The organism is Micromonospora sp. SCSIO 07396 (assembly GCF_053667945.1).
In genome coordinates, this window is record NZ_CM132210.1 from 6,711,055 (window position 1) to 6,733,879 (window position 22,825).

Here is a 22,825-nt window from a genome sequence, read left to right on the forward strand (position 1 = left end):
GTCTGGCACGGGAGGGGACCGCATCGGGGTTCTGTCAGGGGGCGTGTGCGGCACTGACAGCCCAGGTCAGGACGATGCGGCGGGTGGCGGGCGGTCACGGGTGACGATCCCGGTGACGAGCCGGTAGGCGACCCGGTCGACGCCACCGGACCGGCAGAGGACGTTCAGGTGCGGTCGCTCTTCGGGCGGGTCCGCCGGTCGTCGGGTTTGCGGCTGAGCCGTTCGACGAGGTCGTCGATGGCGCTGGTGTCCTGCACGGGTACCGCCGCCGCGACGGCCTGACGGATCGCGGTCGCCTCACCGACGACCGGCTTCGGCGGGCGAGTCTTCATCGTGAACGCCTGGGTCTGGCGGCCGTCGACGACGAGGCGGGCCGCGGCGGTGTAGGCGTCGAGGTGGGCGAGGTCGTGCTCGCCGAGTTCGGGCATCGTGTGCCGGGCGAGCACCTTCGCGTCCTCCGGCGCCACGGTGAAGTACACCTTGTTGCGGGCGTTCGCCGATGCGGCGGCGAGCAGGTCCCGCGGGAACTGCGCGAGGTCCTGGTGGGCGAGGACAAGGGACAGCCGGTACTTGCGGGCCTCGGCGAGCATCGTGTCCAGGCTGTTGGCCAGGGTGAGGAAGTTCTGCGCCTCGTCGATGATCAGCGTCGCGTCGCGTCGCCGCTCGGATGAGGTGGCGGCGCGGGCGGTGGCGGCCTGCCACACCTGGGCGAGGATCAGGGAGCCGAGGAGCCGGCTGGTGTCCTCGCCGAGAACACCCTTGGGGATCCGGACGAGCAGCACCCCGCCGTCGAGAACCTTGCCCATGTCGAAGCTCGACTTCGGGTACCGCATGGTGCGTTTGACGAAGTCCCGCAGCAGAAACGACCGCAGCCGGGCCAGGACGGGTCCGATGACCTGCGATCGGAGGCTGTCGTTGAGGCTGTCGTACCACTGCCAGAAGCCGCTCAGCCCGGCCGGGTCATCCAGGTCCACCGTCATCGCCGACCGGAACTGGGGACTGTTGAGCAGAGGCGGGATGTGCTGCAGGGTCACGTTGTTGTGGCGTAGCAGGGTCAGGCACGCCACCCGCATGACGTCGTCCATCCGCGGCCCCCACGCCTTGGCGAAGATGTTCCCGAAGATCGACACGAGGTTGTCGACCACCAGGTCCGGGTCGTCGCCTTCGAGGGGATTCAGCGTCGGCGGATTCTCCTGGTCGGGGTCGAAGAGCACGACACGGTCGGCGACGCTGGCGGGGAGCCGGTCGAGGATGTCCAGGACGAGGTCGCCGTGGGGGTCGATGACGACGGTGCCGCGACCGGCCTTGATGTCGTCGAGGGCCATGTTGACCAGCAGGGTGGTCTTCCCGGAGCCCGTCGCACCGATCACATGCAGGTGATACCTCGCATCCGCCACCGACAACCCGACGCTGTGGCCGCCGATCTCGGCGTCACCGAGCATCTTCACACCACGCCCTCCGCCGGGGACGGCGACCGGCACCGGCATGGACGCCGCCCGGGCCCGGTCCAGGCCGGGCACGGCGAGATCCTGCGGCAGTGCGGCGAGAGCGGCGAGTTCAGGGGTGGAGGTGAGGAATCCGGGGCCGAGGCGGCGGGCAGCGAGGACCGCCACCGGGGCGGGCATCCGGGCCCGGTGGGTGAGCTGGTTACGGCCGGTGTGGATGGCGAACGCCGAGGCGAGCGTGTCGGCGATACCCCGCAGCCGACCACGGGGGTCCGCGCCGGACCGTTGGTTGGTGGTGGCGACGGCGTACCGGATGCCGGTCTGCCACAGCGGATGCGCCGTCTTGTCCAGGATCGCCCGCACGTCCCGCTCCACGGTGGGATCCCGGCGGGCGGCGGGCGCGGTGACCCGGCCACCACCGCTGTTGCCGGGTAGGAACGCGTCGAGCAGCCACAGCAGCGGCGCGGCCGGGTTGATCGCCGGTAGGGCGGCCTTGCCGGCGCGTAGCCGTCCGGCGGCGCGACGGGCTCGTGCCGCCCGACCGGGTGCGGCCGGGCGGGCGAGGATCTGCACGCATGCGTACTCGCCGGGTTTCAGTTGCGCGCCGGCCGACATCAGCGGACGCAGCGGGTCCGCGTCGTGATCGACGGCAAACGGTAGCCACTCCGCGAACATCGGCAGCAGGTGTCCACCGGTGGCCGGGTGCGCCAGTAAGGGGATCGGCGGGGGCGGGTTGGTGTCGGTGGTCGTGGCCGAGCTGGGCCACGCCGCCCGCACCGCCGCCTCGACCGCCCCGGGCGGGACGGTGCCGGGTACCCAGATCGAGATGAGCAGCTGGCGGCCCGACCAGATGTACTGCCAGACGACGTGCGGGGCGCCGTAGAGCAGGCGCCGTCGCCGTGACGGGGTGAGCACGCCGGCGAGGTTGGCCCACAACGCGCCCGCGCTGCGCGGGTCGACCTCGGGCGGCGGTGCGATCGTCACGAGCCGCGCACCCTGGGCGTGGTGGTGGTGCCGTCGGATCTCGACCAGGTTCCGGGCGGCGACCCAGCCGATCAGCAGCCCGGCGGCGACAGCCGCCAACCAGGGCCGCTGTGTGGCCCACACGGCGAGGTCGACCAGGGCCGCTCCCGGTCCGGTAGGAGGCGGAACGGCACCGGTGCCCGGCCCGAATGTGGGGCTGGGCACCGGTGGCGGCGACAGGAGCATAGATCCCCGAACGTCCAGGGGTGGTGTCACAGGTCGTCCTCCTCGTCGCTCTCGGCGAGCTCGGCCGGGTCCGTGGTGCACAGCGCGTGCTCCGCAGTCGAGGAGATCGATTCGAAGCTTGTCCTGTTCACGCCGGAGATCAACAGGCCGTGGCCGCGGCGGGCCGACAGCAGCAGGCGTCGTTCGCCGCCGGTGAGCCCGAACGCTTCCCCGACGGCGTCGATGGCCTGCGGGGCCTGCCGCAGCAGCACCTGGGTGGCGGCGTTGGACACCACCGCCCGGCCAAGGTCGGTCCCGAGCACGTCGGCGGCGTCCTGGGTGACCACGGTCAGCCCGGCGTTGCGCTTGCGTGCCGCCTTCGACATGCGGAACAGGAACTTCGCGCCTTCGCCGTCGCGCATCAACAGCCACGCCTCATCGACCACGACGAGCCGCCGCCGCGACGGAAGTTGTGGTGCGTCGACGGTGCGCCAGATCGAGTCCAGCGCGAGGAGGGTGCCGACGGTGCGCAGCTCATCGGGTAGGTGCCGCAGCGACCACACGACCAGGTGCCCGGCCGGGGCTTGGGTGGTGGGCCCGTTGAACAGGTCGGCGAAGCTGCCCTGCACCCACGGCGCGAGCCGGGCGGCCAACGTCGCGGCGGCCGGGTCGTCGTCGGCGCGCAGTGTCTGCGCGAGGTCGCGGAGCAGGGGTGCCGGCCGGTGGTGGGTGGCGGGGTCGGCGGTGATGCCGGCTTGCCGGTAGACGGCGAGGATGGCCCGGTCCAGGGCGGCCCGTTCCGCCGGTGGCGGTTGATGGCCGAGCAGGACGCTGATCAGGGTGTGCAGGAACAGCCCGCGGCGGGTCAGGGTGTCGGGGCGTCGGTCGCCGGCGGGCAGGTCGAGGGGGTTGATCTTCACGCCGGGCAGGCCCAACCGGACGACGCTGCCGCCGACCGCGTCGGCCAGCCGCAGGTACTCGTCCTCGGGGTCCACGACCGCGATCTGCACACCGTGGTAGAGGTTGCGGAGGATCTCCAGTTTCACGAAGTACGACTTCCCGGCTCCGGAGCGGGCCAGGACGATCGAGTTGTGGTTCTCCTGCGTCCAGCGGTCCCACCAGACGATGCCGGCGCTGGCCGGGTTGACCCCGTACAGGACACCACCCGTGGTGGGCGGGTCGCCGGGCAGTGGTGCGGGCAGGTCCGGGCTGGCCAGGGGGAACGCGGCGGCCAGGGCCTGGGTGTCCATGGTCCGCAGCATCCGCAGCCCGTCGGTGGCCAGCGGCAGAGTGGTGGTCCAGCCGGCCAGTTGCCGCCAGGTCGCCGGTTGCACGTCCAGGAGGGTGGACGCGGCGGCGGCCCGCACCTGCGCGCACGCCTGCGCCAGTTCGGCCTCGGAACGGGCGTGGACGGTCAGGTACAGACCGACGCGGAACAGTTTCGCCGCGCCGCGGGCGAGTCGTTCGGCCAGGTCACCGGCGTCCTCGGCGGCGGCGTCGACATAGGGGTCGGCCAGCTTGCCCCGGTCGGAGTCCGCCCGACGAGATGACTCCAGGCGAGCCCGTTGGGTGCGCAGCCGGGCGGCGGCGATCGGCACCGGCAGCGGCTCGATGTGCAGGGCGAGGTCGAGGCGGCCCGGCCAGGACAGCAGTGGTTCCAGCCACGCGCCGCCGACCTCGGCCGGGTATCCGGTCACCACGAGGGTGGCCGCGTACCCGTCGCCGACGCGCAGCCACCGTGGGGTGACCTCGACCGTGGCCGGCGCGACCGTCGCCGCCAGCTGCGGCTGCTCATCACCGCCAGTGCTTCCTCTCTTCCTGATCATGGTGTCTTCCTGTTCGTGCGGGGGGTGGTGGCGGTGATGACGGCGTCGGGCGCAGCCAGGCCGCCTGGACGTGGTGGCCGGTAGGGATCGGCGGCGGATGCCAGTGCGGCGGTGACCGCCGGGCCGTTGAGGACCTGTGGGCTGACGCCGAGGCCGGACAGCGTCCGTGCCGTGTCGTCGGCGCGGCGCAGGCCCGCATGCGAGGTCCGGTCGCCGACGGTCGTGCGGTGGACGATCAGGACCTGCCGGCGCAGCGGGTCCCGCCGGGTGGCGAGGTCGGCGAGGAACGCGGCGTGGTCGGCGCACGCCGCCCGCAGCTGGGGGTGCGGTTGGGCGTCCACGGCGGCGGCGAGGGCACGGCCGTGGGAGGCCAGGTCGACCGGTTGCGCGGACACGACGATCTGCGTGGGCGTCGACAGGCTGTTGAGCCACCTGCCCCACCATTCGATCAGGGCCGCCTGCTCGGTGGGGGTGCGTAGGGCGAGGTTCACCGTGGTGGTGCCGACGATCGCCGCCCGGGCACCCCCGAGGGTGATCTCCCCGTCGTCGTCGACCGCGTCAGCAGGCAGCCGCAGCGGCGCCGGCAGCGGCACCCGCCCGCTGCGGGGCGTCTCGACCCACTCCGGCACCCCGGTGTCCGCCGCGATGCTGGTGTTCGACAGCGAGCGCGGGGCGCGAGTGTGGCGGATCGCGTGCAGCAGCCACACGTCCATGGCCAGGCCGTCGCGGCGGCCGAGGGCCAGGCCGATGACCAGCCCGCCGAGCAGCACCCCCGCGCCGATGAGGACCGGGGCGGGCACGACCGCGTGCAGGGTGCGCCACGCGGCGTAGAGGAGCAGGGTGCCGGCGGCGACGATCGCCAGTTGATGGAACGTCAGGCCGTAGGCGACCTTGTCGGGGGCGTCGACATCGGCGGGCATCCGCGCCCGGGTCAGGTCACCGTCGGAGTCGGGTGAGGTCATCGGAGGGTCCTCCGGAGCGTGTTCAGGCCCGGGACGGCGCGGGAGAGTTGCTGGACCACGACGACACGGACGACCGCGCCGAGCATGTTCGTCGTGCCGCGTCCGCTCTGACCCGCCCAGCGGGCCATCAGGGTGGGGATCTTGACGGTGGTCCAGAGCAGGACCACGACGACCAGGAGGTTGAGGGTGCCGCCGGGGTCGACGGGCAGGCCGAACACCGGCAGCATCGCCTCCGGGTCGAGGAGGGTCTGCTCGCCCGCGGTGAGGAAGAACGCCTGGGCGACGGGGATCGCCAGGCATCCGGTGTAGGAGCGCCACCACAGCCGGGCGAACGGGTCAGTCTGCGGTAGGGCGTGGCAGGCCAGCGCCAGCGGCGCGACTGCCGTCATCACCAGTAACGCCACGAAACGGCCGATCACCTGGAACGCGGTCGTCACGACCAGCACGGCGATGATCAGGACCAAGACCAGGAACAACAGCGGAACCATGTGGTCCTGTGCCGCCGTGAGGTGGGTGCGGATCGCGGTGAACGCCCCCGTGTCGTCGGGGCCTGCCTCGCTGATCGCTGCGGTCAGGGCGTTGGCCACGTCGATGAGCTGGGCGCAGGCAAGTTGGGAGAAGTGCGCGGCGGTAAAGCCGACGACCAGCCGAGGGAGGAGGTCCTTGACCGTGTACCGGGACTGTTCGCCGCCGCCGGCGACCATGACGAGCACGCCAGCGGCGACGAACGCCAGAACGAAGACGGTGTCGACGATCCAGACCGACCGGCCGGTGAGGGCCTGCACCTGCGGCAGCGCGGTGACCTTCGGGGTGTGAAGCAGGATGCCGGTGATCAGGTCGAAGATCGCGGTGAGGCAGGCCAGGACCGCCGTGGTGAGCCAGTCGAGTGCCTGATCGAGGAACCATCCCATGACGACTCAGCCGCCGACGATGCCCTGGACGACCTGCAGCAGGATCGGCGCGAGGACGGCCAGGCCGTAGCCGAGCAGGGCGTTGCGCAGGGCGAGCTTGGCTTTCTCCACCTGGGACGGGTCACCACCGGCGGTGGCCCAGTACACGCCGGCCAGGACGAGGAAGAGGGTGGCGATCGCGGCGAGGATACCCATGACCCAGGCCTGAAGGTTAGCGATCACCACCGGCAACGAGTTCGCCGCCACGTGAACGGCTCCGCCGGGATCGGCGTACGCGGCGGCCGGGACGGTCAGGGACAGGACGACGGCGGCCAGCGACACGGCCGCGCGCAGCACGACCCTGCCGATACAGCGGCTGCGACGCGTGTGAAGGGGAGTGCGGGACATTGCGGTTCACCTCCCGCCGCACTCCCGGGGGTGCCGAGGGGCGTGACCGGGGCGCGGCGATGACTCGAAGCGGTCCATGGGGGCCGCCGCCGGGCGCACAGGGGAGGGGAACGAACCGCGAGCCTCGGGAGGAGCTCGTCCTCCCTCAGGGGTGGGTTGCGGTCATCAATGTGGTGTCAGCGCATCAACGTGGCGCGGCACCCGAGGCACGCGGATCGCGCTCCTCCTGTCGCCCGGCGGCGGGCGGAACCAGCGAGCAGCGGCGCCGCTCGGAGAAGTCCCGCACTCCCAAACCGGGTCTTGTGAGCTGTGGCGAACACTTGCCGCGCTCACAGCACGCTCACCAGTGGGCGACGGCGGGCTAGAGGCTGAGGTGGTCGAGAAACCATGCGGTGACTGCGCGGGCGATCCCGGAGGCGATACCGGCGGTCACCATCGGGATGATCCTGGCCCGCAGGCTACGGGTGTGGTCGCTGTCGGCCTCGGGGTGTGCGTCGGGTCGGCAGGTACGCGGCGAGGGAGGCATGTCGGAGGGCATGTCACCAGCAGGCGCCTGCGACCACCCGTCCAGCAAGATCATCGAGCGTCGGAGGACTACGGTGCCGTCCGGCGATCCTCCGTGCACCCCCGGATGGCAGACCGTCCGGGGTGTGTCCGACCGGACACACCGTCAGGTGCCGGACGCCCCGGTCGCCATCGATACTCGCCGCATCGAATCTCATCGGGGAGGAACACATGTCCGACCACAGCATGGCACCGGAGCCCTCGTCGGTGCAGACGGCGGAAGGGCTGGCGCGGTGCATCCGTCACCTCCTGTCGCACTGCGGGAACCTGTCTCTGCGGGAACTGGAGTCGTGGGGGATCGCGCACAACCGGCCGATGCCGCGGACGTCCCTCAGTGAGGCGCGCTCCGGAGCCCGGCCGCCCAGCCGCCAGCTCCTGCTCAACCTCCTCGCCGCCTGCGAGGTGCACGACGACCGGGAGGTCTCCGCGTGGCTTGACGCGCTTGACCGCGTCCACAAGTCGAAGTCGATCCAGACCCGCCAACGGCTTCTCCGTGACCTGACCCAGCCCGTGTCCGCCTACCGGTTCTTCGCCGAACTGGACGACGTCAGCGAGATCTCCGATCTGATCCAGCAGGCTCAGGACGAGGTGTGGCTGTGGGGGACGACCCTGGCGATGCACATCCCCTACATCGATACCTACCTCGGTCAGGCGCTGGCCCGTGACGTCCGGGTCAAGGTCCTCCTGATCAGTCCCGGCGGGGCCGCGATGTCCATGCTGGCCTTCCGGGCCGGGCCCACGTGGGGCCGGCAGAGACTGGAGGAACGACTGGCCATCAACCTCGGGCTGCTCGAACGACGCATGGGGCAGGGCGACGGCCTGGAGGTTCGCCTGATCGACTACCTGCCCCCGTACACGCTCTATGCCTATGACCCCGGTCTGGTCGATGGTTCGATGGAGTTCCGCCTCGGCTCCTTCGGTGGCCGCCACGAACTACGGCCCACCTTCCGGATGATCCGCAGACGCGACGGCGAGTGGTTCGACTACTTCTACGAGCAGTTCACCAGCGTCTGGAACGCCGCCGACCCGTACCGGCATGGGTAGGCATCGGACACCCCCACCGCCTAGGGCAGGACGAGCCCCTTGACCACCGCTGTCGCCGGCTGCCCGGTCGCACCACCAGCGAGGTCCGCTCGACAGCCATCGCTGCGGGCTGCCGAGGGATTCCGATCCTTGCCCGTCGGCGCACCGTCAGGGATACGAACCGACATGGTGGTGGCCCGACGCGACGCGTCGGGCCACCACCAGTGAATTCGTACGCCGTCAGGCAGCTGCCGTAGCCGGCGACGTGGTGATGTCGCGGCGGATGCCCGCGGCCCGCCCGGCTCGCCGCTGGCCGCGCCGCTGCGCGTGCACGCGGAGGCGTGCCCGGGTCTGCGGCGACGCGACCCCGGTCAGCAGCCCGTCGGCGAGAGCCTCGGCGATGCGGCGGTCGATGCGCGACAGCCGTATCCGCAGCGCGTCAACGCTGATGCCGAGCGCTGCGGCGATGGGTTCGATCGCCCGGTGCCCGAGCCGCACGTCGATGTAGGCCTGCTCGTCCTCGGGGTCGAGAATCCCGAGGATCACCGCACGGCGGACCAGCAGGTCGGGGTGACCGTAGGGCGTCTTCGGGGTCCGGGATCCCGCAGCGGCGTGCTCGATATCCTCGACCAGCAGGTACTCCTGCCGTTGCAGGCGCAGGTCCCGTCCGGCCCGCCACGCCGCTCGGCACAGGCCCGCGTACGGCGCGGGTCTGGTCAGGTCGGCCCGGTCGCGCAGCGCGGTCAGGAAGCCGGTCAGGATCTCGGCGTCCACGTCCGCCGGGTCTCCGTCGTAGCCCTCGCAGAGCCGGGCCGCGTACTGCCGCAGCGCCGGCAGCGCCATGCCGACCGCGGCGATGACCCAGTGCGGCCCGTCGAGCCGGGCGCGGCGGATCAACTCCCGCCACACCTCGTCACGGACCGTGTAGGCGTGGGGGTGGCGCAGCAGCCAGTCCCGCAGCGCCGGCAGCGGCATCACCCGCTGCGGGAGACCGGTGTCGGGGCCGAACGCCGCGCAGTCGAGCACCAGCGGTGCGGGTTCGCACGTCAGCGCGGTGAAGGCCGTCGCCGCCGCGTCGAGGGCGGAGGTTGGCCAGGTCGTAGCGTCGGACACGCTCATGTCAAAACTCCTGTGACAGTGCGGGGGATCGGATGACCGGCCGCCTGTGTCATCGCGGCGGACGGTGGCATCGATTCCGCCACACGACCCTCACAAGCCTCTGACAGCGCTGCGTAGACCTCCGACCGCGCCCGTCTCTCGGCGTCTGTCACCGCCGCACCGCCACCGGCCCGCATCGCCTGTGACCCGCTGACAGAAGCTCCGGCGAAGGCCGGTTGACCTGCCCTGTGACAGGCTGACAGAACCCCCGGGACACCCTCGCGGTGACGGCGGCACCCGGCTCACCCGCAGTCTCGTGACGCGACGTCGACGGCACCCGCCACGCTCACACACGACAGCCTGTGACAGTCCGACCCCGCTCCCGTGCCGCTGTCACCGGCCACCCTCGACAGACCCGCGCCAGCTCGCCGGCAGCGCCTCTGACAGCGGCGCAGGCACCGCCACCGTGAAGACACCAACCTGTGACAGGGCTACCGTGCCGGTGCCGGGTTGCCGCTGGGGTACCACTCACACCGGCTCTCACAGTGCTGGTCGAAGCCGCGATCCACGCCCACATCGAGTCGCACCGGCACGCCGGAAGCGGCCCTCCCGCCCTGTTCTGTCAGTGACGCACCGCAACTGACAGAACGGGTCGGATCCGGAGTCCTTCGTGGCCGACCGGCGGCTGTCTCTGCTCGCCGCACGGGCGGGGCGGAGAGAGACGTCCGCACGAAAGCGGGCGACCACCGGTGCGGCGCCTGTGAGTGGGGGTGAGCGCGGCAAGTGTTCGTCAGGGCTCACAAACCCCGGTTCGGGGGTGTCAGCGCTTCACGGCGCGGCGCGGAGCCGACAACACATGAGCGAGCACACGCCGCACCACAACACCCAGGCAGGCCACACCGCACCGGCCGACCCCGCACTCATCGACCTGATCGCCGGCGACCCGCCGGTCCCGATCACGGTCTGGCGCACGGCCCGCACCGACGCCGAGCACCACACCAGCCTGCCCGCCCGTCTGGCCTACCGCCTCGTCGCCGCCTACAGCCGGCCCGGGGAGGCGGTCGTCGACCTCACCCGCGACCACGCCCTGACCGCGACCTGCGCCAGAGGTAACCGGCGGCACCACCGTGCCTGGTTCACCGACAGCAGGTCCGGCCTGATCATCGGCCCGGCCACCACGACCCTGCCGGACGACACCAGCCCGCTTCCCCCGACCCCGCGGGACGACGGCGGAGACGACGCACCCGAGCTGGTCGAGTGGTTCGGCGACGACCTCACCGACCCCGACCTCCCCGGCACCGACACCCCTGTCGTCCGGCCAGCCGGCGACGGACCCCTGGACACGAACACCAGCCTGGTGGTCGCGTCCTGGCCGCTGCACGACACGGACACGACCGCCCGGGTCCGGCTCGCCTGGCTCCTCGCCGCCTGCGCGCGGCTGCTGCGCCCCGGCGGCTGCCTCGTCCTCATCGTCGGCGTGCCCGCCGGCACGCAGCCCACGCCCGAGGACTTCGGTCCCCTCGTGGCCGCCGCCTCCCGGGTCGGACTCGGCTACCTGCAGCACATCGTCGCCGTCGAGGCCGACACCGACGGCGACCAGTTCCTCTACCACGTCGTCACCGACGAGGAACTGCTCACCCTCGCCCACACCACCGCCGAGCAGTGGAAGGTCGCGCACCTGCGGGTGCACGCCGACCTGCTGGTCTTCACCCCACGCACAAAGCCCACCCCCGATGCCGCACCGCGGCGACGCGGCACCCGCGGCGGGGGTGACCGCCGTGCCTGAACCCACCCCCGCCACCGCACAGCCGAACACCCCCACCCCCGCCGACGGGGACTACCAGGGGCGGCACCACGAGTACGAAGGCCGCCACCGCGCGGACCCCGACGGCCTGTCCGTGTGGGCCACCGCGCAGTCCACCGGACCCGTCCAGCGACGCGGCCGGTACATGCCCGAGTCGGTGAAGCATCCCGCCCGGATGCTCCCGGCGATCGCCGCCCACGCCATCACCGCCTACACCCGGCCCGGGGACCTGGTCCTGGACCCGATGTGCGGCATCGGCACCACCCTGGTCGAGGCCGTCCACGCCGGCCGCGACGCCTTCGGCATCGAGTACGAGCCGCAATGGTCGAACATCGCCGACGCCAACATCCGCCACGCCCACGACCACGGTGCCACCGGACGCGCGTCGGTCATCCGCGGCGACGCGACCCGCCTCATGTCCCTCGTCCCGACAGCCCTCACCGGGCAGGTGGCCCTCGTGGTCACCTCACCCCCGTACGGGCCCACCGTCCACGGCCTCGTCCGCCCCGGCGAGGGCGGGATCGTCAAGCACGACGACCGGTACGGCGAGGACAAGGGCAACCTCGCCTACCGCGACCTGACCGGCCTCGCCGACGGATTCGCCCAGATCCTGGCCGGCTGCGCCACCCTGCTACGCCCCGGCGGCGCCGTCGTGGTCACCGCCCGCCCCTGGCGCAAACAGGGCGAGCTGATCGACCTGCCCAGCCTGGTCATCGCCGCCGGCCGGCGTGCCGGCCTCGTCCCGACCGAACGGTGCGTCGCGCTCCTCGCCGCCGTCCGCGACGACCACCTCGTCGCCCGACCGTCGTTCTTCCAACTCCAACAGGTCCGCAAGGCCAGGGCCGCCGGCACACCCATGCACCTCATCGCCCACGAGGACGTCCTGATCTTCACCAAGCAACCATCGCGGGACGACACGGGGGTGGTCGCGTGAGCGCACCGGCCCACCGCTACCTGTCGCTGGGCGCGGGCGTGCAGAGCACCACGCTGCTGCTGCTCGCCGCCCAGGGCACGATCCCCAGGTTCGACGCGGCGATCTTCGCCGACACCGGCTGGGAACCGGCGACCGTCTACCGACATCTGGACCGTCTGACCGGCATCGCTCAGACCGCCGGCATCGACGTGGTGCGCGTCGGCGCCGGAGACATCCGGGCCGACGCCCTCGACCCGAAGCACCGCTTCGCGTCTATGCCCCTGTTCACGCTCGGCCCGAACGGTGAACGGGGCATGGCCCGCCGGCAGTGCACGTCCGAATACAAGATCAAACCCATCAAGGCGGAGGTACGGCGCCGCCTCGGCTACCCGCACCCGACACGGGTCCCGGCCGGGCTGCGGGCGCAGATGGCGATCGGGATCAGCCTGGACGAGATCGGCCGCGCCCGCGACTCCGACGTCGCCTACACCCGCAACATCTTTCCCTTGCTCGACCTGGGCTGGCGGCGAACCGACTGTCTCCGATACCTGGCCGACCACGGACTCGGCGACACCCCGAAGTCGTCCTGCGTGGGCTGCCCGTTCCACGACGACGGCTTCTGGGCCGACCTACGAGCGAACAGCCCGACGGAGTGGGCCGACGCCGTCGCCTTCGACCACGCGATCCGCAACGGCTCCGCCAAGGCCAACGCCGACGGGCACCCACTACGCGGGCAGTTCTTCCTCCACAGGGCCCGGGTGCCGCTCGACGAGGTCGTCCTGCGCCCACGCCCACGACCGGCCGACGCCCCCGCCTGCGGGCCGTGGACCTGCCCGCACGACACGGCACCCGCCGCCGGGCATGGGGAGGTGGCGTGAACCGTGCACACACCGCCGCCCCACGAGTCGGGTCGGTCTGCACCGGCTACGGAGGCCTCGACCTGGCCGTCGAGCTGGTGCTCGGCGGCCAACTCGCCTGGTACGCCGAAACCGACCGTCACGCCGCCACCCTCCTCGCCCACCACTGGCCCGGCATCCCCAACCTCGGCGACATCGCCGCCGTCGACTGGACCCACATCGAACCCGTCGACATCCTCACCGCCGGCTTCCCCTGCCAGGACATCAGCAACGCCGGCAAACGCGCCGGCATCACCGGCGCGCACTCCAGCGTCTGGAACCACATCGCCACAGCCGTTCGCGTCCTACGACCGCACCTGCTCTTCGTGGAGAACGTCGCCGCCCTCCTACGCAGAGGACTCGACGTCGTCCACGCCGACCTGGCCGCGATCGGGTACGACACGAGCTGGCTATGCCTACGCGCATCCGACATCGGCGCCGCCCACCAACGCGACAGGCTGTTCCTGCTCGCCACCCCCACCCATTGCCGGGGAGGCGGTGCGGACGTTGCCGACACCCTGCGCCCGTGACGGCAAGGGCCCCGGCCACCAGCACGGACTACCCGACCTGATCGAGCCCACCGGAACCCGCCACCACCTGCTGCCCACCCCCACCGCAGCGATATACGGGTCGAACAAGTCCCCCTCAGCCGGGGCGACCCGTCGACCCGGACTCTCCGGCATCGCCGGACAGTTGCTGCCCACCCCGCGCGCCAGCGACACCGGCACCCCAGGCCGGCGCGCCGGCGCCGGATGGCGACCACCCCTGTCACAGGTGCTGCTACCCACCCCGAAGGCAACCGACGGCACCAAGGGCTGCCCAGGACAACGCGGCTCGCACGGGGACCTCACTCTGCCGTCGGCGGCGGTGCGCTTTCCGGCCCGGACCCTGCCCACCCCGCGCGCCTCCGACGCGCGGGGACCCGGGCGACACGGCGACGGCGGTGCGGACCTGCGCACCACCATCGGCGGGTTGGGCCAGCCGGACGCCGTCCGGTGGGGCGTCTACGCCGAGGCGGTAGCCCGGTGGGAGCTGCTGCTCGGCCGGCCCGTGCCGGAGCCGACCCAACCCGGGCGGCACGGCAAACCGGTCCTGGCGCCGCCGTTCGTGGAATGGCTCATGGGACTCGACCAGCACTGGGTCACCGACCCGGCGCTCGCACTGCCGCGCACCGCCGCGCTGCGGGTCCTCGGCAACGGCGTCGTCCCGCAACAGGCAGCCGCCGCGTTACGGCTGCTGCTGTGCCCCAACCGGTGCAGGGTGCCAGCGTGCATGACCGTCCACCCGGATGCCTGATCGACCAAGCATCACCGGTTCGGCCCTGATGTCGAGTGGCGCGGACATAAGGACGTGGGGGCGGCTGCCGCCCCGCCCCCACGTCCGGTCTTCCTGACGGGTTGTTCAGCAGACCCGGTCGAGCGCCTGTCCGTTGGATCCGATCACGGCGTTGTTGAGGGTGAGGACGGCCCCGACGTCCACGCAGACCCAGGAGGGGGCGTAGAACTGCAGTCCGTAGCTCCAGCCGTAGTAGACGTCGGTGGTGCTGTCCGTGGCGTACTCCAACGATCCGCCCGCCGGTGCGTGCACCCGTGGCCGCGTGATGATCTTGGTGGCGGCTGCGCCCGGGATGTAGTTGTTCACCCGTACCCAGTTGGTCTCGCACGCGGTGGAGTAGCGCAGCTCCATGACACCGTTGACCGTTCCGGTGGCCGGGTGGCGCAGCTCCTTGGACCAGATCGTGATCCCGGTGGCGGAACAGCCGGTCTGTGCCGGGTCGGTGTAGTCGTAGCCGCCGCCGGGCGGCGCGGCCTGGGTGGGTCCGGCGGTGACCAATACCAGCCCGACGGTGAGTGCCAGGATCGCCGCGATGCTCAGTGCCCGCATGGTTCTCTCCCTTGCCGAATCTCTGGTTGTGGATGCTTGGCGCTCGGTCGGTGGGTCACTCCCGTGGTCAATCCCGCAGGTAGAACCCGGTCCATCGGGGGGAGTACGGCCAAGGGCAACTGACGTGGGACGACCCGGTGGCGACGTTGACCCAGGGGCCCTGAGCGGTGGTCCACCAGCCGAACCACTCGCAGCCGGCCACCGCGCTGACACTGCCGGTGCCGGTCGCGCACCAGGCGGACACCACCCCGTCGGACCGCAGGGCCGAGCCGCAGTTGCCGGGGTAGGCGACGGCCGGAGCGGCGGACAGGGTGATGGTGGTGGCCACGGCGGCGGTACTCAGGGCCGCCGCCACAGCGCCTCGGACGATGCGTGTTCTCATCTCGGGGACTTCCTTCCCAGTCGGGAATTCGCGTGTCCGGATCCCGTCTTCTCAGCCGGACAACCGTTGGTCAGACACCAGAATTGGCCCGCCGGACCAGGGCGGAGAAGCCCCGGGTGGGATTCCGTACGAGGCCGTACACCCTGCTCAGCTCAGGTCTGGTGCCGACCGCCGGAACCTGTGGCCGACCGGCGACGTGTCTGAGCAGGGAGGTCTCGGTGTCCGAACCGTCCCCGCCCGTCGCTGATCAGATCCGCACCCGCCAGGACTTCGCCCGGGAGCTGACCCACCTGCGGGAGCGGGCCGGCCTCTCGGTACGCGATGTCGTGGCCGCCATCCCCCGGCAGTCGCGACGGCACGGGACGATCAGCGACTGGTTCGCCGGACGCGGCCTGCCCCAGCCGTCCTCCCACGCCCTCTTCGAGCAAGTGCTCCGTGCCTGCGCGGCCACCGACGACGACGTCGCACGATGGTTGGCCGCGCTACGGCGGGTCCGCCGGGCCCGGACGTCCCGCGCCACCCAAGAGCCGTACCGCGGCTTGAACCGGTTCGACACCGAGCACGCCGGCTGGTTCTTCGGCCGGGAGCAGCTGACCACCCGGCTCGTCGAGCGGGTGCGCACCCTACGGCAGGCCGGCGGCGGCATCCTGCTGGTCACCGGAGCATCCGGGATCGGGAAATCGTCCCTGCTCCGAGCCGGGCTGCTCGCGGCGATCCGCGAGCACAACGACAACAGCCCACTGATCGACACCGCCGTCCTGACGCCCGGGTCCCGTCCGTTGCGGGCATGGCAGGAACAACTCTCCGACCAGAACACCGCGACCGCGCCGGTGATCGTCGTCGACCAGTTCGAGGAGGTGTTCGCACCGGAGGTCGACCCCACGGAAGCGGACGCCTTCGTCGCGGCTCTCGTCACCGCGACGCAGCGGCCCACCGAGCCACCCACAGCAACGAAACCGACCATACGGCCCGGCCCCGTCGTCGTCCTGGGACTGCGGGCCGACTTCTACACCGACCTGCTCCGCATCCCGAGCCTGGCGGGAGTCGCCCAGGAACACCAGTTCACCGTCGGGCCGATGACCGCCGCCGAACTCCGCAGCGCGATCACCGAACCAGCCCGCAGAGCCGGCGTCGACGTCGAAGACGGCCTCGTCGACCTGCTCCTGAAAGAGATCGCGCCCCGATCCGGCCATCTGACGGCGGCCCACGATCCCGGTACGCTGCCGCTGCTGTCGCACGCCCTACTGGCGACCTGGGAGGCCGGCGCGGGCCAACTCACCACCGAGCGGTACCGCGCGACAGGTGGTATCGACGGCGCGGTCGCCACGACCGCCAACGCCGTCTACACCACCCTGCACCCACGCCACCAGGAACTCGCCCGAACACTGTTCCTCCGCCTCGTGCACCTCGGCCAGGGCTCCGCCGACACCCGCCGACGGCTCCGCCGCACCTACCTCCTGCAGGGCGCCCCCACGGGCACGACGAGCGACGACATCGACGAGGTGATCGACCGCTTCGTGGACAGGCGCTTGCTGACCGTCGACGACGACACCGTCGAGATCAGCCACGAGGCGCTACTGACCGCCTGGCCCCAACTGCGCGGCTGGCTCACCACCGACCGAGCCGCCCTGCTCACCGGCCAGCAGGTCACCGACGCAGCGGAAACCTGGATCACTGAGAGCCGAGATCCGGCCCTGCTTCTACGCGGTAGCCGACTGATCGCGGGCCAACAGTGGCTGGCCGCACACCCGGCGCCGCCAGCCCTACCGGCACGATTCGTGCGAGCCAGCACCCGGCACGCCCGCCGCCAACTCCGCCGGCTCTACCAGACCGTCGCGGCACTGACAGTCCTCACCCTTGTCAGCACCCTCACCGGCGTGATCGCGGTCCGCCGTACGGGCGAGGCGCAGACCCTGCACCAACAAGTCGCCCACCAACGGGACGAGGCTCGCTCCCGCCTGGTCGCAGCTCGAGCCGACCAGCTTCGCGACAAGGACGTCTCACTCTCTCGGCAACTGGCCCTGGCCGCCTACCGGATCGCGCCAACCACCGAGGCCCGGTCGAGCCTCATCGGCTCAACAGCTACCCAGCCAGCGATCAGAATGCTCACCGGCAAGAACCAGACCATGTACGCCGTCGCGTTCAGCCCGGACGGGCGACTGCTCGCCGCAGCCGTCGACACCACCATCCGACTCTGGGACGTGGCCAGCGGCCCCCGACCCGCGCCCCTGGGAGACCCGCTCACCGGCCTCACCAGTCCCGGTTACTCGGTCACCTTCAGCCCGGACGGCCGCACCCTGGCCGTCGGTAGCGGCGACCACCGGCTGCACCGCTGGGACATGACCACCCCGGCCAGCCCGGTCCGGTTACCGCCACTGGCCGACGCCGGGAACACCGTCTACTCGGTGGCCTACCGCCCAGACGGGCGACTGCTGGCCGCGGCCAGCGCTGACGGGACAACCCGCCTGTACGACACCACCGACCGCCACCACCCCACCCCGATCGGCGTCGGCCTGCCCTCGCCCTCCGGCGCGAAATCGCTGACCTTCCACCCCTCCGGCCACATCCTGGCCGTCGGCGACATCGACGGAACGATCCGTCTCTGGGACATCACACGCCCACAACGACCCCACCGGCTCAGCCGGCCCGCCGGGCCCTCCACCGAGGTCGGCCAGGTCACCTTCAGTCCCGACGGGCGAACACTGGCCGCCGGAAGCAGAGACTTCACCACCCACCTCTGGAACGTCAGCCAACCCGCACGTCCGACGCCCCTCGGGCCTGCGCTGACCGGGCCGAAGAGCTTCGTCAACGCCGTCGCATTCCACCCACACAGCAACCTGCTCGCCGTCGGCAGCTCCGACCCGGCCATCGGGGTGCAGATCCACGACCTGGCCACTCAACGGATCACCGCCACACTGCCCCACCCCGCACCAGTGACCGCCCTGCAGTTCAGCCCCGACGGCAGCGCCATAGTCACCAGCTCCAACGACGGTACGGCCCGACTCTGGCCGCTACCCGGCCCAGTGCTCGCCACACCAGGCGTGGTCAGCGCGACCCTGTTCAGCCCCGACGGCAGGACCCTCGCCGTCGGCAGCACCTCAACCCAACTGTGGAACGTCGAACACCCCCACCGACCCACACCCGTCGGCCCCGCCCTGCCCAACCCCGACGGCTTCTCCGGCGCGCTCGCCTTCACCCCCGACAACCACACATTGGCCGTCTCCGCCCGCTCCGGCACGGTCCAGCTGTGGGACATCTCCGACCCCACCCGACCAGCGCACCACGGCCCCGCACTCCAAGCACACGACCAACTGGTGGAAGCCGTCGCCATCAGCCCCAACGGACGAACCCTCGCCACCGGCAGCCGTGACCACACCATCCGCCTCTGGGACATCACCCACCCGACCACACCGACACCCCTGGCCACGCTGCCCGGCTTCGGGAACTACGTATCGACCGTCGCGTTCAACCACGACGGCAGCCTGCTCGCCGGCGGAAGCATCGACCGATCGGTGCGCCTCTGGGACACCAGCCGACCCGACTCGCCAGTTCCACTCGGCGAGCCGCTGACCGCAGGCCACTACGTCTACACCGTCGCGTTCAGCCCCGACCGCCGAACCCTGGCGGTAGGCAGCGCCGACAGCTCCATCAGCCTGTACGACATCAGTCACCCCGAACAGCCCTCACCGGTCGGCGTACCACTGACCGGGCCCACCAACTACGTGTACACGCTGGCCTTCAACACAGAGGGGACCGCCCTGGCCGCTGCTGTCACCAACGCCGGAACCTGGCTGTGGGACCTCAAGGACCGCAGCAGGCCCGCCCTGTTCGCGGTGCTGCCAACACCCGGCGGCGGCATCTACACCGTCTCCTACCACCGCGACGGCAACACCCTCAGCGGCGGAGGCACCGGCAACACCGTCTGGATCTGGAACACCAACCTGAGTGTGATCCCCGAACAGCTCTGCGCCACCGTAGGCAACGCCATCACCCCGACCGAATGGGCGACCTACGTTCCCGGCGTGCCCTACCAACCGCCATGCCCCGACCAATAGCGCTCACCACCCCTCACCCAACCTCCCGGGGCCTTATCCCACCCTCCGACAGCGGTGCAGGTTGCCGCCTCGACGCCGGCCAGGGTCGCTTCGACCTCGCCGCCATCGGATACCGGGGCGCCCGGCACCGCAGAGATCACCCGTCAAGAACGTCGGCCCAACGACACGTCATCGCCTACCAGGACCCGGCCAGGCCCAGGCCCAGGCCACTGCGCCTGTGTCAGCAGGCCCCCCGACTCCAGCCGGCGGATGACTTCACTCTGCGCGGCCGCGTCCAGTGTCTCTGGCAGGTTCTCGAACGAGGCGGGCAGGACATCCAACAGGGAAAAGATCTGCTGGCCGTCTCGCATCGTCAGCAACAGCATGCACCGCCAATGCGGCGAGACTTCCGGGCGGTGTGGGGCCCTGTGCACCAGCACCGGCCGCAGAAAATGCACCGCCCCGGGATCGGCGAACTCCATCAGCCACCCGACACCGTGATTGCGGTTCAACCCGCACTCGATCGCCTCCGCGTCGAGCCGGATCAACTCCGACGTGTCGACCGCCTTGACCACACGGGGAACACCTGAACTCACCGCACGAGTCTCCCCTCAGACGAGGCAGCCCACATAGCCGCCAGTCGGCCGCTTCGCCAAATAGCGGCACCCTCTACCAGAGAAGGACCAATTCCTTGGACAGCACGGCTAGCACTGCCGCAGAGCACCCGCAGGTATGGACCATCGAACGCATCCGGGCGCTCGGAGCGGTCACCGACGTGGCGACCGTCGGCGAGATCTTCGGCATGTCCCGCAGCAGCGCCTACGAGCTGGCGCGCCGCGACCGGCTACCGGTGCCGGTGTTGCGGGTCGGATCCCGCTACCGCGTGTCCGTTCCCGCGATCCTGACCGCCCTCGGCGTTCCCAACGACCCCCCCCGCCTCCGCCCGCGACTTGATCACCCGGCCGCGACGAGCGGTGATCACCACCCACGGAACCCCGACAATCCGATGCCCCGCCAGCGGGCGTCGGCGAGGAGCGAACTCGTCATGGCAGACGGATCCATCACCAAACGCTGCGGTTGCCGACAGGACGGCAGACGACTCGGCGCCCAGTGCCCCAAGCTCCGCCGCGGCAACGGCTGGAACCCCCACCACGGCACCTGGCGCTACCAGCTTGAACTCCCCCTCGACGCCGGCAACGCCCGACGGCAGTTGCGTCGCACCGGATTCGACACCCGCGAGGCCGCCGCCGTCGAACGTGACCACGCCCGCGCGCTGCTCGACCTCGCCGGCCGCGACGAGATCCAGCGTCGGCGCATCGCCGACCTGCTGCAGGCGTGCAAACCCCAGCAGCCGCTGCCCGACCGCGACCACGTCGCCCGCCGCATCCGCGCCGACGTGCCCGCCGACACCCGGCTCACCCTCGGTGAGTACCTCGCCGAATGGATCACCAACCGGGTCAGGCTCGCCCCCGCGACCCGCCGCAGCTACCACGACCACATCACCAGGTACTGGACCCCCCACCTGGGGCAGGTCGCCCTGCAGGAACTGACCGCCGCGCACATCGAGTCGGTCTTCGCCACGATCGAAGCCCGCAACGACGAGATCCGCGCCGCGAAAGCCAGCCCCGTGAAGGAGATCCGCGACGCCGTCAAGGGAATCCGCACGGTCGGTGCCGCCAGCCAGCAACGGATCCTCGCGACCCTGCGCAAGGCCCTCAACGACGCCCGCCGCCTGTACCACCACAGACTGGTCGACCACAATCCCGCCGAGTCCGTCGAGCTCGCGTCCGGTAGGCCGCCGAGGCCCCGGCTGTGGACCGACGCGGCGGTCAACCGGTGGCGTCACACCCGACTGCGACCCAGCCCGGTCATGGTCTGGACGCCCGCCCAGGCCGGCCAGTTTCTCGACTTCGCCGAGGCCGAGGACCCCGAGCTGTACGCCCTGTTCGACGTGGCGATCCACCGCGGCCCGCGCAGGGGCGAGCTGTGCGGCTTGCACGACTACGACGTCGACCTGCAGGCCGCCGCGATCACCATCACCGGCCAGCGCACCAGCGTCGGCTACCAGGTGATCGAGAAGGAAGTGAAGTCGGCAGCCGGCGACCGGGTCGTCGACCTCGGCGACGAGACCGTCACCAGCCTGCGCCGGTACCTCGCCCGCAGGGCGGCGTGGAAGCTCGCCGCCGGCGACGCCTGGGCCGACAGCGGCATCTTCTTCGTCCGCCAGCGCGACGGTCAACCCTGGCACCCGGAGACCGTCACCGGCCGCTTCGACCGGCTCGTCCAACGCAGCGGCCTGCCACCCGTGCGGTTCCACGACCTCAGACACATCGCCGCGACCCTGATGCTCGCCGCCGGAGCCAGCATCAAGGAAATCCAGGACACCCTCGGCCACTCGTCCTACAAGATGACCGCCGACGTCTACACCTCCGTGCTCGCGGAACTGAAGAGGACGACCGCGCAGGCCACGATCAGGCTCGTCCCTCGACGGAACCGGGCAGACACCGCGTAGAGCTCGCGGACGGGTGGCGCACACACAGAACATCTGCGTGGCCGTGTGCGGTGATGCTTGCGAGAGGAGACGATTGGGCTGAGGAGGATGCGCTGACGCAGGGGACGACCCGGCGGTGTGCCAGGGTGTGGATCATCCAGCGTCGCGGCTCCCTCGTTCCGCTGTCGTCGCTGGGCAAAGGATGGCCCCGGGTCCGACGACCTCTCGCGCGGTTGCGGGCGCGTCGAGACACCGATGCGGCCGGTCGGGTCATAGGGTGCGACGACGTGACGGGCATGAACACGGTCCAGGCGACAGGTATGACTGCGTCCTCCACGTACGAGGTGGAGGTCAAGTACCGGATCGGTGATCTCGCCGCAGTGGAAGCGGCCCTCGCCGTGCGTGGTGTTGTCCTGTCGGCCCCGGTCATCCAGGACGACCAGGCGTACGCGCGGGTTGGGTGGGAGTACGGCCAGTCGAAGATCGGGGTGCCGTTCGCCCGCCTACGTACCGAGAGGGGGCGTCATCTGCTGACGGTCAAAACGCCCATGGCTAACGAGTTGTCGTGTGTCGAGCATGAAACCGAGGTGGCGGATCGGGCGCAGATGGACGCCGCGATCCAGCAGATGGGCTTCTACCCGACGGTGCATATCCGCAAAGCCCGCCGCACGGCGACGCTCGGGCTGATGTCGTTGTGTGTCGACCAGGTGGACGACATCGGGGCGTTCCTGGAGATCGAGCGGATCGTCAGCCACGGTGACGAGGGTGAGCGGATCCAGGCCGAACTCGACCGGTTCGCCCTCACGTTGGGCGTGTCCCTGGAACGGGCCACCGACACCTACGACTCGCTGATCCGCGCCGCGCGGACCGGGATCTAGGTTGCATTCCGAAGGCGCAGGCCGACGCCCCCTGCCAGCCCGAAGCAGTGCCTCTACTGCCGAACACCACGCCAACGCTGCCGGGCACTCGCTCTGATCGTCCGGCCGGCATCGTCCTGAGGGGAGCGTCCGCCCGGCC

The 22,825-nt window shown here is 71.1% G+C and carries 18 protein-coding genes; 9 read left to right on the top strand and 9 right to left on the bottom strand.

What is annotated here, in order from left to right; all coding sequences use genetic code 11:
- Positions 1-164 precede the first annotated feature (164 nt).
- The 5 genes from ACWCHM_RS29720 to ACWCHM_RS29740 are packed head-to-tail and all read right to left on the bottom strand — an operon-like array spanning position 165 to position 6,719.
- A complete protein-coding gene (locus tag ACWCHM_RS29720) occupies positions 165-2,654 on the bottom strand; it encodes a helicase HerA domain-containing protein (RefSeq protein ID WP_454220699.1) in 2,490 nt (829 codons plus the stop codon).
- Between the two features lie 26 nt (positions 2,655-2,680).
- On the bottom strand, positions 2,681-4,459 hold the full coding sequence (locus tag ACWCHM_RS29725; protein ID WP_454220700.1) for a VirB4 family type IV secretion system protein: 1,779 nt from the start codon (positions 4,457-4,459) through the stop codon (positions 2,681-2,683).
- Positions 4,456-5,379 carry a PrgI family protein gene (locus ACWCHM_RS29730; protein ID WP_454223213.1) on the bottom strand — a complete coding sequence of 308 codons (924 nt, stop codon included), beginning with the start codon at positions 5,377-5,379 and terminating at the stop codon, positions 4,456-4,458. The genes ACWCHM_RS29725 and ACWCHM_RS29730 overlap by 4 nt, the downstream gene beginning before the upstream one ends.
- 38 nt (positions 5,380-5,417) lie before the next feature.
- Positions 5,418-6,332 carry a conjugal transfer protein TrbL family protein gene (locus ACWCHM_RS29735; protein ID WP_454220701.1) on the bottom strand — a complete coding sequence of 305 codons (915 nt, stop codon included), beginning with the start codon at positions 6,330-6,332 and terminating at the stop codon, positions 5,418-5,420.
- A 6-nt stretch (positions 6,333-6,338) separates the two neighbouring features.
- A complete protein-coding gene (locus tag ACWCHM_RS29740; protein WP_454220702.1) occupies positions 6,339-6,719 on the bottom strand; it encodes a pilin in 381 nt (126 codons plus the stop codon).
- Between the two features lie 735 nt (positions 6,720-7,454).
- Here ACWCHM_RS29740 and ACWCHM_RS29745 point away from each other — a divergent pair.
- Positions 7,455-8,327, top strand: coding sequence for a hypothetical protein (locus tag ACWCHM_RS29745; RefSeq protein ID WP_454220703.1), 873 nt, complete (start codon positions 7,455-7,457; stop codon positions 8,325-8,327).
- Positions 8,328-8,546: 219 nt separating this feature from the next.
- On the opposite strand, the gene ACWCHM_RS29750 is transcribed toward ACWCHM_RS29745, so the two are convergent.
- Complete coding sequence (locus ACWCHM_RS29750; RefSeq protein ID WP_454220704.1) at positions 8,547-9,425, bottom strand: RNA polymerase sigma factor; 879 nt, start codon at positions 9,423-9,425, stop codon at positions 8,547-8,549.
- Between the two features lie 835 nt (positions 9,426-10,260).
- On the opposite strand from ACWCHM_RS29750, the gene ACWCHM_RS29755 reads away from it, so the two are divergent.
- The 5 genes from ACWCHM_RS29755 to ACWCHM_RS29775 are packed head-to-tail and all read left to right on the top strand — an operon-like array spanning position 10,261 to position 14,313.
- Positions 10,261-11,190 (top strand): hypothetical protein, encoded by a 930-nt coding sequence (locus ACWCHM_RS29755; protein ID WP_454220706.1) that lies wholly within the window; start codon positions 10,261-10,263, stop codon positions 11,188-11,190.
- Entirely contained in the window at positions 11,174-12,142 is a 969-nt protein-coding gene (locus ACWCHM_RS29760; protein WP_454220707.1) for a TRM11 family SAM-dependent methyltransferase, read from the top strand. The genes ACWCHM_RS29755 and ACWCHM_RS29760 overlap by 17 nt, the downstream gene beginning before the upstream one ends.
- On the top strand, positions 12,139-12,999 hold the full coding sequence (locus ACWCHM_RS29765) for a hypothetical protein (protein WP_454220708.1): 861 nt from the start codon (positions 12,139-12,141) through the stop codon (positions 12,997-12,999). Before ACWCHM_RS29760 ends, ACWCHM_RS29765 begins: the two co-directional genes overlap by 4 nt.
- Positions 12,996-13,547 (top strand): DNA cytosine methyltransferase, encoded by a 552-nt coding sequence (locus ACWCHM_RS29770; protein WP_454220709.1) that lies wholly within the window; start codon positions 12,996-12,998, stop codon positions 13,545-13,547. Before ACWCHM_RS29765 ends, ACWCHM_RS29770 begins: the two co-directional genes overlap by 4 nt.
- Positions 13,516-14,313, top strand: a complete 798-nt coding sequence (locus ACWCHM_RS29775) for a hypothetical protein (protein ID WP_454220710.1) — start codon at positions 13,516-13,518, stop codon at positions 14,311-14,313. Before ACWCHM_RS29770 ends, ACWCHM_RS29775 begins: the two co-directional genes overlap by 32 nt.
- 105 nt (positions 14,314-14,418) lie before the next feature.
- Here the strand turns inward: ACWCHM_RS29775 and ACWCHM_RS29780 are convergent, their stop codons facing one another.
- Together ACWCHM_RS29780 and ACWCHM_RS29785 are read right to left on the bottom strand one after the other, a co-directional pair.
- Positions 14,419-14,901: a DUF2690 domain-containing protein gene (locus tag ACWCHM_RS29780; protein WP_454220711.1), complete on the bottom strand. Its 483-nt coding sequence runs from the start codon at positions 14,899-14,901 to the stop codon at positions 14,419-14,421.
- A 67-nt stretch (positions 14,902-14,968) separates the two neighbouring features.
- On the bottom strand, positions 14,969-15,283 hold the full coding sequence (locus tag ACWCHM_RS29785) for a hypothetical protein (RefSeq protein ID WP_194820913.1): 315 nt from the start codon (positions 15,281-15,283) through the stop codon (positions 14,969-14,971).
- A gap of 218 nt (positions 15,284-15,501) precedes the next feature.
- Here ACWCHM_RS29785 and ACWCHM_RS29790 point away from each other — a divergent pair, with 218 nt between their 5' ends.
- Positions 15,502-19,338, top strand: a complete 3,837-nt coding sequence (locus ACWCHM_RS29790; protein ID WP_454220713.1) for an nSTAND1 domain-containing NTPase — start codon at positions 15,502-15,504, stop codon at positions 19,336-19,338.
- Positions 19,339-19,481: 143 nt separating this feature from the next.
- On the opposite strand, the gene ACWCHM_RS29795 is transcribed toward ACWCHM_RS29790, so the two are convergent.
- Positions 19,482-19,892, bottom strand: a complete 411-nt coding sequence (locus ACWCHM_RS29795) for a hypothetical protein (RefSeq protein WP_240762473.1) — start codon at positions 19,890-19,892, stop codon at positions 19,482-19,484.
- 470 nt (positions 19,893-20,362) lie between these two features.
- On the opposite strand from ACWCHM_RS29795, the gene ACWCHM_RS29800 reads away from it, so the two are divergent.
- Complete coding sequence (locus ACWCHM_RS29800) at positions 20,363-21,829, top strand: tyrosine-type recombinase/integrase (RefSeq protein WP_454223215.1); 1,467 nt, start codon at positions 20,363-20,365, stop codon at positions 21,827-21,829.
- A gap of 275 nt (positions 21,830-22,104) precedes the next feature.
- Positions 22,105-22,686, top strand: a complete 582-nt coding sequence (cyaB, locus tag ACWCHM_RS29805) for a class IV adenylate cyclase (protein ID WP_454223216.1) — start codon at positions 22,105-22,107, stop codon at positions 22,684-22,686.
- Positions 22,687-22,825: the final 139 nt, after the last annotated feature.

Coding starts and splice junctions, on each gene's coding strand:
- ACWCHM_RS29800 (WP_454223215.1), top strand. CDS start 20,363: ATGGCAGACGGATCCATCACCAAACGCTGCGGTTGCCGACAGGACGGC.
- ACWCHM_RS29725 (WP_454220700.1), bottom strand. CDS start 4,459: ATGATCAGGAAGAGAGGAAGCACTGGCGGTGATGAGCAGCCGCAGCTG.
- ACWCHM_RS29785 (WP_194820913.1), bottom strand. CDS start 15,283: ATGAGAACACGCATCGTCCGAGGCGCTGTGGCGGCGGCCCTGAGTACC.
- ACWCHM_RS29720 (WP_454220699.1), bottom strand. CDS start 2,654: ATGCTCCTGTCGCCGCCACCGGTGCCCAGCCCCACATTCGGGCCGGGC.
- ACWCHM_RS29780 (WP_454220711.1), bottom strand. CDS start 14,901: ATGCGGGCACTGAGCATCGCGGCGATCCTGGCACTCACCGTCGGGCTG.
- ACWCHM_RS29745 (WP_454220703.1), top strand. CDS start 7,455: ATGTCCGACCACAGCATGGCACCGGAGCCCTCGTCGGTGCAGACGGCG.
- ACWCHM_RS29735 (WP_454220701.1), bottom strand. CDS start 6,332: ATGGGATGGTTCCTCGATCAGGCACTCGACTGGCTCACCACGGCGGTC.
- ACWCHM_RS29730 (WP_454223213.1), bottom strand. CDS start 5,379: ATGCCCGCCGATGTCGACGCCCCCGACAAGGTCGCCTACGGCCTGACG.
- cyaB (WP_454223216.1), top strand. CDS start 22,105: ATGAACACGGTCCAGGCGACAGGTATGACTGCGTCCTCCACGTACGAG.
- ACWCHM_RS29755 (WP_454220706.1), top strand. CDS start 10,261: ATGAGCGAGCACACGCCGCACCACAACACCCAGGCAGGCCACACCGCA.
- ACWCHM_RS29750 (WP_454220704.1), bottom strand. CDS start 9,425: ATGAGCGTGTCCGACGCTACGACCTGGCCAACCTCCGCCCTCGACGCG.
- ACWCHM_RS29740 (WP_454220702.1), bottom strand. CDS start 6,719: ATGTCCCGCACTCCCCTTCACACGCGTCGCAGCCGCTGTATCGGCAGG.